This is a genomic window from Blastococcus sp. KM273129 (genome assembly GCF_021698995.1).
Taxonomy (GTDB): Bacteria; Actinomycetota; Actinomycetes; order Mycobacteriales; family Geodermatophilaceae; genus Blastococcus.
In genome coordinates, this window is the sequence record NZ_SSXB01000020.1 from 1 (window position 1) to 11,438 (window position 11,438).

15 protein-coding genes are annotated in these 11,438 nt (G+C 75.2%); 14 read left to right on the top strand and 1 reads right to left on the bottom strand.

What is annotated here, in order from left to right; genetic code table 11:
- The first annotated feature begins 273 nt into the window (after positions 1–273).
- The 7 genes from E9565_RS23160 to E9565_RS08320 all read left to right on the top strand — a co-directional run bounded on the left by E9565_RS23160 (position 274) and on the right by E9565_RS08320 (position 6,399).
- A complete protein-coding gene (locus E9565_RS23160) occupies positions 274–1,413 on the top strand; it encodes a sensor histidine kinase (protein WP_236834563.1) in 1,140 nt (379 codons plus the stop codon).
- Positions 1,410–2,096, top strand: a complete 687-nt coding sequence (locus E9565_RS08295; protein ID WP_236834564.1) for a response regulator transcription factor — start codon at positions 1,410–1,412, stop codon at positions 2,094–2,096. The genes E9565_RS23160 and E9565_RS08295 overlap by 4 nt, the downstream gene beginning before the upstream one ends.
- Positions 2,097–2,122: 26 nt before the next feature.
- Positions 2,123–2,947, top strand: coding sequence for an enoyl-CoA hydratase/isomerase family protein (locus E9565_RS08300; protein ID WP_236826230.1), 825 nt, complete (start codon positions 2,123–2,125; stop codon positions 2,945–2,947).
- A gap of 136 nt (positions 2,948–3,083) precedes the next feature.
- Positions 3,084–4,196, top strand: coding sequence for a PhoH family protein (locus tag E9565_RS08305; protein WP_236826231.1), 1,113 nt, complete (start codon positions 3,084–3,086; stop codon positions 4,194–4,196).
- Positions 4,197–4,201: 5 nt separating this feature from the next.
- Positions 4,202–4,705, top strand: a complete 504-nt coding sequence (gene ybeY / locus E9565_RS08310) for an rRNA maturation RNase YbeY (protein WP_236826232.1) — start codon at positions 4,202–4,204, stop codon at positions 4,703–4,705.
- Entirely contained in the window at positions 4,702–6,060 is a 1,359-nt protein-coding gene (locus E9565_RS08315) for a hemolysin family protein (RefSeq protein WP_236826233.1), read from the top strand. The genes ybeY and E9565_RS08315 overlap by 4 nt, the downstream gene beginning before the upstream one ends.
- Positions 6,061–6,066: 6 nt before the next feature.
- Positions 6,067–6,399 (top strand): cytidine deaminase, encoded by a 333-nt coding sequence (locus E9565_RS08320; protein WP_236826234.1) that lies wholly within the window; start codon positions 6,067–6,069, stop codon positions 6,397–6,399.
- On the opposite strand, the gene E9565_RS08325 is transcribed toward E9565_RS08320, so the two are convergent.
- A complete protein-coding gene (locus E9565_RS08325; RefSeq protein WP_236826235.1) occupies positions 6,396–6,983 on the bottom strand; it encodes a hypothetical protein in 588 nt (195 codons plus the stop codon). The genes E9565_RS08320 and E9565_RS08325 overlap by 4 nt on opposite strands.
- Before the next feature lie 126 nt (positions 6,984–7,109).
- Here E9565_RS08325 and E9565_RS08330 point away from each other — a divergent pair, with 126 nt between their 5' ends.
- The 7 genes from E9565_RS08330 to E9565_RS08360 all read left to right on the top strand — a co-directional run bounded on the left by E9565_RS08330 (position 7,110) and on the right by E9565_RS08360 (position 11,425).
- Entirely contained in the window at positions 7,110–7,307 is a 198-nt protein-coding gene (locus E9565_RS08330; RefSeq protein WP_236834565.1) for a hypothetical protein, read from the top strand.
- 85 nt (positions 7,308–7,392) lie between these two features.
- A complete protein-coding gene (era, locus tag E9565_RS08335) occupies positions 7,393–8,307 on the top strand; it encodes a GTPase Era (RefSeq protein ID WP_236826237.1) in 915 nt (304 codons plus the stop codon).
- A gap of 1 nt (position 8,308) precedes the next feature.
- Positions 8,309–9,097, top strand: coding sequence for a DNA repair protein RecO (gene recO / locus E9565_RS08340; RefSeq protein WP_236826238.1), 789 nt, complete (start codon positions 8,309–8,311; stop codon positions 9,095–9,097).
- Positions 9,087–9,851 carry an isoprenyl transferase gene (locus tag E9565_RS08345; protein WP_236826239.1) on the top strand — a complete coding sequence of 255 codons (765 nt, stop codon included), beginning with the start codon at positions 9,087–9,089 and terminating at the stop codon, positions 9,849–9,851. Before recO ends, E9565_RS08345 begins: the two co-directional genes overlap by 11 nt.
- A 74-nt stretch (positions 9,852–9,925) precedes the next feature.
- The gene (locus tag E9565_RS08350; protein WP_236834566.1) at positions 9,926–10,684 is read left to right on the top strand and encodes a hypothetical protein; all 759 of its coding nucleotides are present in this window, start codon (positions 9,926–9,928) and stop codon (positions 10,682–10,684) included.
- A 70-nt stretch (positions 10,685–10,754) separates the two neighbouring features.
- On the top strand, positions 10,755–11,030 hold the full coding sequence (locus E9565_RS08355; RefSeq protein ID WP_236826241.1) for an antibiotic biosynthesis monooxygenase family protein: 276 nt from the start codon (positions 10,755–10,757) through the stop codon (positions 11,028–11,030).
- Between the two features lie 23 nt (positions 11,031–11,053).
- Positions 11,054–11,425, top strand: coding sequence for an HNH endonuclease (locus E9565_RS08360; RefSeq protein WP_236826242.1), 372 nt, complete (start codon positions 11,054–11,056; stop codon positions 11,423–11,425).
- Positions 11,426–11,438 lie beyond the last annotated feature (13 nt).

Consider the following 11,438-nt stretch of genomic DNA (forward strand, 5'->3'; position numbering starts at 1 on the left):
GCACCGCCAGGGCACCGCCCCAGGGGACGGCGCGGTGGGGGCGGTGGGGACGACGGTGCTCACGGTGGGTGCCTCTCTCGGCGGTGGTGTCGGGTCGCCGGAGAAGCTAGGAGCGGGGCCCGGTCGCCGGCTGCCCTCCGCGGGCTCGACCTGCGTCGGCCGTCCGGTGGACGGGGGACGCGCGGTCGTGTCCACCTCGCGGGGGACCCGACGGGGGGCGCGGCGTCCCTATCCTCGGCGGGCCCGTTCCGTCCGCGCCGCCGGAGGCCGCCCGTGCCCGCGTTCCTGCGCACCGTCGCCGTCCCCTGGGGCGGTGCCCTGGCGGTGCTGGTCGTCGGCGCGGCCGAGTTCCTCCTCGACCCCCGGGGGCCGGGGTTCGCCGCGACCGCGGGGGTGCTCGCGCTGGTCGGGCTCGCCGGGGCGCTCGCGCCGTGGTCGCCGGTCGGGGCGGCGCTCGTCGTGGGCCTCACGTTCCCCGTCGGCTCGGCCGCCGGGCTGGACGGGCCGAACGGCGCCCAGCTGTTCGCGCTGCTGCTCTCCACCGGGTGGGCCGGCAGTCAGGAGCCGCCGCGCCGCTCGTGGGCCGCGCCGGCCGCCGACCAGGTGCTGGCGACGGTGGGCATCCTCCTGTGGGCGGCGCCGTCGCAGGCCTGGGAGAACCTGTTCTTCGGTCTGCTCCTGTGGGGGTCGTGGGGCGTCGGGGTGCTGACCCGGCGGTCGCGCGAGCGTGCGGAGCAGCTGGGCCGGCTCGCCGCCCGGCTCGACGCCGAGCGCGAGGTGGCAGAGGCCACCGCCGTGGCGGCCGAGCGCGCCCGGATCGCCCGCGACGTGCACGACTCGGTGGCCCACTCGGTGAGCGTCATGGTCCTGCAGGTCGGGGCGCTGCGGACGACGCTCGACCCGGGCCACCGGGCCGCCGGCGTCCTGGCGGGGGTGGAGCGGATCGGCCGGGAGGCGGTCGACGAGCTGCGCGGGCTGGTGGGGCTGCTGCGCGAGGAGCAGGGCGTCTCCGCCCCGCCGTCGCTGGCCCGCGTCCCGGAGCTGGTCGAGGAGGTCCGCGGGGCCGGGCTGCCGGTGGTCCTCGAGGTGCAGGGCGAGCCGCGGGAGCTGCCGCAGGCCGTCGACGTCTCCGCCTACCGGGTGCTGCAGGAGGCGTTGTCCAACGTGCTCCGTCACGCCGGCCCGGTCCGCACGACGGTCGTCGTCCGGCACGACGCGGCCGGCCTCGAGCTGTGCGTGGAGGACAACGGGCCGGGGCCGGGCCCGTCACCGGCGCCGCGGGGCGTGGGCGGGCACGGGTTGATCGGCATCCGCGAGCGGGTCGCCGTCCTCGGCGGCGCGGTCGACGCCGGACCCCGCGCCGACGGCGGCTTCCGGCTGCACGCCCGCTTCCCGGTGCGGGAGGCCCGGTGACGATCCGGGTGGTCCTCGCCGACGACCAGGAGATGGTGCGGGCGGGCCTGCGCATGCTCCTGGAGTTCCAGCCCGACCTCGAGGTGGTGGGCGAGGCCGCCGACGGCCTGGCGGCGGTCGAGGTCGTCACCCGCACGCGACCCGACGTCGTCCTGATGGACGTGCGGATGCCCCGCTGCGACGGGATCGAGGCGGCCCGCCGGATCACCACCGCCACGCCCGAGGTCGCCGTCGTCGTCCTGACCACGTTCGACGAGGACGCACCGTTGGCCGAGGCGATGCGCGCGGGGGTCAGCGGTTTCCTGCTCAAGGTGGCGCCGCCGGAGCAGCTGCTGCAGGCGGTCCGCACCGTCGCCGCCGGCAACGGCCTGCTCGACCCGGCGGTGACCCTCCGGGTGATCCGGGCCTCGGCCGCTGCGCCGGCGCCCGACCCCCGGTCGGTCGCCGCGCTGGCGACCCTCACCGCGCGGGAGACCGAGGTCCTGCGGCTGGTGGCCGAGGGGCTGACCAACGCCGAGATCGCCGCGCGCCTGTACCTCGGGGAGGCCACGGTCAAGACCTACCTGTCGCGGATGCTGACCAAGCTCGACCTGCGCGACCGGGTGCAGGCAGTGGCCTTCGCCTTCCGGAGCGGCCTGGTCCCCCTCACGCCACCCGGGACGCCGACCCCGCCGGGCCCCTGACCGGCGCGGCTGCCAGGCTGGGCGTCATGACCGAGACCACCGCAGCCCCCGTCCGGATCGAGCGGGACGGCGACGTCGCCGTCGTCGTGCTGGAGAACCCGCCGCTGAACCTCTTCGACGCCGCGGTGTTCGACGCGATCGAGCGGGTGGCCGGCGAGCTGGTGGAGCTGACCGACCCGGCGCGGGCCGACCGGGCGCGCGCGGTGCTCGTCGAGGCCCGCGGCAAGGTGGTCTCCGGCGGGGTGGACGTCACCTACTTCCGCGACATCGCCGAGGGCCCGGAGCCGGCCCGGCGCGGCGGCGAGCTGTGGGCCCGGCTGCTGCGGGTGGCCAACGCTTTCGAGGACCTCCCCGTGCCCACGGTCTTCGCCGCGCACGGGCTCTGCCTCACCGCCGCCTTCGAGCTGGCGCTGTCCTGCGACATCCTGCTGGCCGCCGAGAAGGCGTCGTTCGGTCTCGTGGAGATCGTCGTGGGCCTCACCCCGTCGATGGGCGGCCCCCAGCGGCTGGCCGAGCGGGCCGGCCCGGCCCGCGCCAAGGAGCTGATCTACACCGGCGAGCGCTACCCGGCGGCCGTCCTGGAGCGGTGGAACGTGGTGAACCGGGTGCTCCCCGACGAGGGCTTCGCCGAGGCGGCGCGGGCGTACGCGCAGCGGGTCGCGGCCGGGCCGACCGTGGCGCACGCGGCCACCAAGCGGCTGGCGACCGTCGCCGTCCGCGAGGGCGCCCGGGCGGCGGACGCGCTGGTGCCGGAGATCTCCGGGCCGCTGTTCGCCACCGACGACCTGCGCGGTGCCGTCGCGTCGTTCCTGGCAGACGGGCCGGGCAAGGCCACCTACACCGGGCGCTGACCCCTTCGGGCGACGCGGGTTCCGGGTGGCCTGGCGCGGGTAGAGTCGTGCGGGTCACCGGTGCGGGTCCCCGCACCTCGCCGTCGCAGAGAGGCAGGGTCGAGGGTTCTTGCCCGACACCTCCCCGAACGTCCCCGTGCCAGGAGCGCCCACGTCGCGTGAGGCCTCGGCGCAGGCAGCCGCGGCGGACGGCACGCTCGCCGCTCCGCCCACCCCCTCCACCGCGCCCGTCCGGGCCACCATCACCGTCCCCGACGGGGTCTCGATGGTCGCCCTCCTCGGTTCGGGCGACGAGCTGCTCCGGCTCGTGGAGGGCGAGCTCGACGCCGACGTCCACGTGCGCGGCAACGAGATCGCCGTCACCGGGCAGCCGGCCGACAACGCCTTCGCCGTCCGCGTCTTCGACGAGCTGATCGCGCTGCTGGGCACCGGCCAGGTGCTCCGGCCGGACTCGGTGCGCCGGGTCATCGGCATGCTCAAGGCCGGCGGCGCGGAGCGCCCGGCCGACGTGCTGAGCCTGGACATCATCAGCCGCCGGGGCCGCACGATCCGGCCCAAGACGCTCAACCAGAAGCGCTACGTCGACGCCATCGACCAGCACACCGTCGTCTTCGGCATCGGCCCGGCCGGCACCGGCAAGACCTACCTGGCCATGGCCAAGGCGGTGCAGGCGCTGACCACCAAGCAGGTCAACCGGATCATCCTGACCCGGCCGGCCGTCGAGGCCGGCGAGCGGCTGGGCTACCTGCCCGGGACCCTCTCCGAGAAGATCGACCCCTACCTGCGGCCGCTCTACGACGCGCTGCACGACATGGTCGACCCGGAGTCGATCCCGCGGCTCATGCAGTCGGGCACCATCGAGGTCGCGCCGCTGGCCTACATGCGGGGAAGGACCCTGAACGACGCGTTCGTCATCCTCGACGAGGCCCAGAACACCACGGCCGAGCAGATGAAGATGTTCCTCACCCGGCTCGGTTTCGGGTCCAAGATCGTCGTCACCGGTGACGTCACGCAGGTCGACCTGCCCGGCGGCGCGCAGAGCGGGCTGAAGATCGTCCGCGAGATCCTCGACGGCATCGAGGACGTCCACTTCGCCAACCTGACCAGCACCGACGTCGTCCGCCACCGGCTCGTCGGCGACATCGTCGACGCCTACGAGCGCTGGGACGCGACCCGCCAGGCGCCCACCACCCGATCGGCCGCCGGTGCGCCGGCCCGTACCGCCCGGCCGCGCCGGCAGGGGAGCTGACCACCGTGCCCGTCGAGGTGTCCAACGAGTCCGAGATCGCGGTCGACGAGGCGGAACTGGCCGGCGTCTGCCGCTTCGTGCTCGGCGAGATGAAGATCAACCCGATGGCCGAGCTCTCCGTGCTCTGCGTCGACCCCGACTACATGAGCAGCCTGCACGAGCGGTGGATGGGTGAGAAGGGCCCCACCGACGTGCTGGCGTTCCCCATGGACGAGTTCGACAGCGGCCGGCCCGACGACCCCGAGCCCGGGCCGGCCCTGCTCGGCGACATCGTGCTGTGCCCCGCCGTCGCCGTCCGGCAGGCGCGCGCCGCCGGGCACTCCATGGACGACGAACTGGTGCTGCTGGCCACCCACGGGGTGCTGCACCTGCTGGGCTACGACCACATGGAGCCCGAGGAGGAGAAGGAGATGTTCGGCCTCCAGTCGAAGCTCATCGACGCCTGGCGCGCCGCTCCCCGTGAGCCGGTGACCGGGGCGCCGGTGGTCAAGGAGACCGGTTCCCGATGACAGCCGGCTCGATCACCAGCCTGGTGGTCGCCATCTGCCTCATCCCCCTCGCCGGACTGTTCGGTGCGATGGAAGCCGCCCTCCAGCGGGTCTCGAAGGCGCGCGTGGAGGAGCTGCGCCGCGACGGCGTGAAGCGGGCGGCGGGCCTGGAGGAGGTCGTCGCCGAGCGGGCGCGGCACGTCTCGCTGCTCCTGCTGCTGCGGATCCTCTGCGAGATGGTCGCCGCGGTGATCGTGGCGCTCCTCTTCTTCGACCTGTGGGACAGCACCCTGCAGGCGGTGCTCGTGGCCGCGGGTGTCATGACCGTGGTCAGCTACGTGCTGGTGGGCGTCGGCCCGCGCACCCTCGGCCGGCAGCACGCATACGGCACCGCGCTGGCCACCGCGGGTGTCGTCCGGCTGCTGGGCCGGGTGCTGGGCCCCGTGGCGACCCTGCTGATCCTGGTCGGCAACGCGATCACCCCCGGCCGCGGTTTCCGCGACGGCCCCTTCTCCTCCGAGGTGGAGCTGCGCGAGCTGGTCGACATGGCCGAGGAGCGCGGCGTCGTCGAGTCCGGCGAGCGCAACATGATCCACTCGGTGTTCGAGCTCGGCGACACCATCGCCCGCGAGGTGATGGTCCCGCGCACCGACGTCGTCTGGATCGAGCGCACCAAGACCGTCCGCCAGGCGCTGGCCCTGGCGCTGCGGAGCGGCTTCAGCCGCATCCCGGTGATCGGCGAGAACGTCGACGACGTCGTCGGCGTCGTCTACCTCAAGGACCTGGTCCGCCGCTCGCAGAACGCCCAGGACCGCAACGGGCCCAGGGTCGAGGAGCTGATGCGTCCGCCGACGTTCGTCCCGGAGTCCAAGCCGGTCGACGAGCTGCTGCGGGACATGCAGGCGCAGCGGATCCACATCGCGATCGTGGTCGACGAGTACGGCGGGTTCGCCGGCCTGGTCACCATCGAGGACATCCTCGAGGAGATCGTCGGCGAGATCGCCGACGAGCACGACGCCTTCCAGCGGCCGGAGATCGAGCAGCTCGAGGACGGCTCGGCCCGGGTCACCGCCCGCCTGCCGGTGCAGGACCTCGCCCAGCTCTTCCCCGGCGTGGAGCTGCCCGAGGGCGACGACGTGGAGACCGTCGGCGGCCTGCTCGCCCGCGAGCTGGGGCGGGTGCCGATCGAGGGCGCCGCGGCCGAGGTCGCCGGGCTGCGGCTGGTCGCCGAGAGCACCGGCGGGCGGCGCAACCGGATCGACACCATGCTGGTGTGCCGGTTGCCCGAGCCCTCGGAGGACGACGACGAGGGCGCCGACGAGCCGCAGGCGTCGGGGGCCACCCGCGCGGAGCAGCCCGCCGGCGTGGAAAGCTGAACCACCGTGGCTGATCTGCACCCCGAGGACGCGAAGCTCGTCACGCTCGCCCGGTCCGCGCGCGCCCGCACCGGCGCCACCGAGGGTGCGGCGGTGCGCGACACCGACGGCCGCACCTACGTCGCGGCCAGCGTGGCGCTGCCGTCGCTGACGCTCACCGCGCTCCAGGCCGCCGTCGCCGCGGCCGTCTCCAGCGGGGTCGAGGGGCTGGAGGCCGCCGTCGTCGTCTCCGCCGCCGAGGCGGTGGAGCCCGCCGGGCTGGCCGCCGTCCGCGACCTCACCGCCGGCGCGCCCGTGCACCTGGCCGGGCCGGACGGCGCCCTGCGCGCCTCCGCCTAACGGGTCAGCGGCACCCCGAGGGCGTCGGCGAACGCGGCCGGGTCCCGCACCCACAGGGTGAGGGCCCGCTCGCCGTCGTCGTCGAGGTGCCGGACGGCGACCCGGCTGCGCCCCGGCAGCCACCCGCCGCGCTTCTCCGGGCGCGGCCAGTCCTCCGGGGTGCGGCCGGCGTGCACCTCCTGCACCAGCGCCGAGGGGACGACGGCCCGCGGATCGGTCCGGCTGCCGGCCACGTCGAAGGAGAGCCCGTGGTCGGAGACGGTGACCCGGCGGGCGTTCAGCACGTACACCGCGATCCCGGCGACGAGCGCCAGCGGCAGCTCGTCGCGCACCGCGTCCGAGCCGGCGAGCCAGCCGAACAGGCCCAGCCACAGGACGACGACGAGCACCGCCGCGCCGGCCGCGTACGGACCCCCCGGCCGGTACTGCCAGTACCGCAGCGGGGCGGGGACGACGGTCGCCGTCCGCTTCGGGCCCCAGCCGGCGATGAACCGGTGCCCGCGCACCTGCTCGACGTGCGCCCGCCGGGCGCGGTCCGCCGCCGCGCGGGGTGGCCGCGCCCTGTTCCGCTGTCGTCCTGCCACGGCATCGATCCTCCCAGCCGGAGCGGGGTCCGGTCCGGGGGAGCGCGGCAGCCGGTGGCAGGAACGCTGCGCATCTCGTCCTGCCTGCCGCTTCCGCGCGCGGGCGACGCGGGGGACCGTCGAGCCGTGACGACGCTGCTCTTCCTGCTGCTGGCGCTCCTGGTGCTGCGGGCGCTGGCCGGCCCCGGCGCGCGGCAGGGGTCGCCGCCGTGGTCGTGGCCGGAGGCCGGGCGCAGGCTGACCCGCGAGGTGCTGGCCGGCGCCCGGGTGCTCGGCCGGCTCGACGCCGGGCGGCGCGACCGGATGGGCCGCCCCTGGTCCTGACGCCGGCCGTGCCCCGCCGTGCCCCCGTCGTGCCGTCGTCCGCCGGGGCGCGGGCTTGTCGGCGACCGGTGGGAGACTGACCGGTGTGACCGACCCTGACCAGCCCTACCGCAGCGGCTTCGTCGCCCTGGTCGGGCGCCCCAACGCCGGCAAGACCACGCTGACCAACGCGATGGTCGGCGAGAAGGTCGGCATCGTCAGCAACCGGCCGCAGACCACCCGGCACGCCATCCGCGGTGTCGTCCACCGGCCCGGCGGGCAGGTCGTGCTGGTCGACACCCCGGGGCTGCACAAGCCCAGGTCGCTGCTGGGCCGCCGGCTCAACGACGTCGTGCGCGACACGCTGGCCGACGTCGACGTCGTCGTGTTCTGCGTCCCGGCCGACCAGCCCGTCGGCACGGGTGACCGCTTCATCGCCCGCCAGCTGCGGGAGGTGCGGGCGCCGGTGGTCGTCGTCGTCACCAAGACCGACGCCGCCGCGAAGAAGCAGGTGGCCGAGCAGCTGGTGGCAGCCAGCCAGCTGGTCGAGGCCGCCGAGGTGGTGCCGGTCAGCGCCGTCAAGGGCGACCAGGTGGAGCTGCTGGAGGACCTCCTGGTCGGGCTGCTGCCGGAGGGGCCGCCGCTCTACCCGGAGGAGCAGACCACCGACGAGGACACCGAGCGGCAGCTGGCCGAGCTGGTGCGCGAGGCGGCGCTGGAGAAGGTGTTCCAGGAGGTGCCGCACTCGCTCGCGGTCACCATCGAGGAGGTCAACCGCCGTCCCGACCCCAAGCGGGCCGGGCGGGAGCTGGTCGAGGTGCACGCGCTGCTGCACTGCGAGCGGCCCAGCCAGAAGCCGATGCTGCTGGGCAAGGGCGGGTCGGTCATCAAGGCGATCGGCACCGAGGCGCGCCAGGGCATGGAGGCGCTGCTGGACGCGCGGGTGCACCTGGAGCTGCACGTCACCGTGCTCGGGGAGTGGCAGGACGACCCGAAGAAGCTCAACCGGCTGGGTTACTGAGGTGAGCACCACCCCGAAGGCGCTCTACCGGGACGAGGGCATCGTCCTGCGCACGCAGAAGCTCGGCGAGGCCGACCGGATCATCACCGTGCTCACCCGCCGGCACGGCAAGGTGCGCGCGGTGGCCAAGGGCGTGCGCCGGACCAAGAGCAAGTTCGGCGCCCGGCTCGAGCCGTTCACCCACGTCGACGTGCAGTTCTACACCGGCCGGAACCTGGACATCGTGAGCCAGGTGGAGTCGATCCGCGCCTACGGCCAGGAGATCGTCGCCGACTACCCGGCCTACACCGCCGGCACCGCCGTCCTGGAGACCGCCGACCGGCTCACCGCCGAGGAGAAGGAGCCCTCGCTGCGGTTGTTCCTCCTCGTCGTCGGCGCGCTGCGGGCGCTGGGGGAGCGGGCCCACCCCGCGCCGCTGGTGCTCGACGCCTTCCTGCTGCGGGCGATGTCGGTGGCCGGCTGGGAGCCGGCGCTGGCCGACTGCGCCCGGTGCGGTGAGGCCGGCCCGCACCGGCACTTCTCCGTGCCCGCCGGCGGAACCGTCTGCCCGGCCTGCCGCCCGACCGGCTCGGCGATGCCCAGCCCGGTGACCATCGAGCTGCTCGACGCGCTGCTGACCGGCGACTGGCCCCGCGCCGAGGCGAGCCAGGGCACCAACCGGCGGGAGGGCAGCGGACTGGTCGCCGCGCTGCTGCAGTGGCACCTGGAGCGCGGGCTGCGCTCGCTGCCGCTGGTGGACCGCACCGAGTCGGCGCCCCGCCGGGAGATGAGCCTGCTGCATGAGGCGTGAGGTCAAGGCCCCCAACCCGCACCCGTCCGGCGTCCGGCCGCCGCAGCTGCCGAAGGACAAGGTGCCCCGGCACATCGCCCTGGTCATGGACGGCAACGGCCGCTGGGCCAAGCAGCGCGGCCTGCCCCGCACCGCCGGGCACGAGGCGGGCGAGTCATCGCTGTTCGACTGCGTCGAGGGCGCGATCGAGCTGGGCGTCAAGGCGATCAGTGCGTACGCCTTCTCCACCGAGAACTGGCGGCGCAGCCCGGAGGAGGTGCGCTTCCTCATGGGCTTCAACCGCGACGTGATCCGCCGTCGCCGCGACGAGATGCACGAGCTCGGGGTCCGGGTCCGCTGGGCGGGGCGCCGGCCGCGGCTGTGGCGCAGCGTCATCAAGGAGCTGGAGATCGCCGAGGAGCTCACCCGCGACAACGACGTCCTCACCCTCACCATGTGCGTGAACTACGGGGGGCGGGCGGAGATCGCCGACGCCGCGGCCGCGATCGCCCGCGAGGTCGCCGCGGGGCGGCTGAACCCGGACAAGGTCGACGAGGCCACGGTCGCCCGGTTCCTGGACGAGCCGGACATGGAGGACGTCGACCTCTTCGTGCGGAGCTCGGGGGAGAACCGGACCAGCAACTTCCTGCTCTGGCAGTCCGCCTACGCCGAGTTCGTCTTCCTCGACACGCTCTGGCCCGACTTCGACCGCCGGCACCTGTGGGCGGCGTGCGAGGAGTTCGCGTCCCGGCAGCGCCGGTTCGGTTCCGCCTGAGGCCACCGGCACGTAGGTTTTTGCGCAGCCGGGGGCAACGGTCCGCGGAGGTACCGAGCAGAAGAGCGATCGCCATGACGCAGCCACCGTCGGGGAGCCACCGCGCCGGCCCCCCGGACCCGGACGGACGGGAGGGTGCGACAGGGAACGCCCCCGGCTGGGCCGCGCCCGGCGCGCCGTTCCCGGCCGCCCCGGTCGGGCCGCCGCCGTACGGCCCGCCCGGGCACGGCGGGGGGCCGGGGGCGCCGCCTCGGCGCCCGCGGAAGCGCACGCTGCTGCCGTGGCTGATCGGTGCCGCCGTCCTGCTCGTCGCCGGCCTGGGCACCCTGCTGCTGTTCCTCCTGGACGGCGAGGCCGGGGACCAGCGCGGCGGCCGGGGCGCCGTCCTGACCACCGGGCAGGAGCAGCCGGCCCGGTCGTCGACGTCGCCGGTGGGCGGGACCGGTGAGCTGCCCGGCGGTGCCCGGCTCGGCGGGACCGTGCCGGCGGACGCAGGGCTGTACCCCGCCTCGGCGGAGGTCGCGCTCGCCTGGGTGGAGGCCATGGGGCAGGGCGACTTCCGGACCGCCTACGACCTCTCCTGCCCCGAGGTGCAGGAGGCGGCGTCCGCCGCCGCGACGGCGGACGAGGACCCGGCGCAGGTGCTGGGCGACTACTTCCGCAGCGACACCCTGGGCGGGCAGGGCTTCACCGGCGGCACCGTGGAGGGGATCGAGCACCAGGCGCAGTCCGCGACCGACGTGGCCTCGTTCACCCTGGAGCTCGACGACGGCGAGCCGTTCCTGCTGCTCGTGCACGTCGACGAGGACGGCGCTGTCTGCGACTTCTACTGATCGCTGGGGACGCCGGCCAGGGCGGGACGGGAACGGAGCACGCCGGTGACGGCGGACGGGGGAGGCACGGGTGTTCGCGGTGACGCGGCTGCGGGTGACCGCCGGGCAGGCGGAGGCGCTCGCCGAGGCGGTGGCCGGGCTGCTGGCGGCGCTGGGCGACCGGCCCGGCTTCCGCGGCGGTGAGGTGGGCCGGTCGGCCGACGACCCGACGCTGTGGGCGCTGGTGACCCGCTGGGACGGAGTCGGGGCCTACCGGCGCGGGCTCTCGGCGGCCGAGGTGAAGATCGCCGGGGCACCGGTGTGGGTGCACGCCCTCGACGAGCCGGGCGCCTACCTCACCGAGTGACGCCCAGCGCCTACGGTCGGCCCGTGGTCAGCCGCACCCGCACCGCCCGCTACGCCCGCCGGCGCAGGCGCCGCCTGGACGCCGTCGAGCACGACCTGAGCGACCAGCAGTGGGCCGCGCTGGAGCACGCGTGGGGTGGCTGCGCCTACTGCGGGGCCACCGGCCGGCCGCTGCAGCGCGACTGCGTGCTCCCGATCTCGCGCGGTGGGCGCTACACGTCCGGCAACGTCGTCCCGGCGTGCGGCTCGTGCAACGCGAGCAAGTGCAACGACGAGGTGACGGGGTGGATGCGCCGCAAGCGGCTGGACGAGCGGGCCTTCCTCGTGCGGCACGCCGAGATACGGGCCTCCCTCGCGCTGCTCTTCGGCCCGGGGCCGGCCGGGGCCACCGACTGACGGGGGCGGGTTC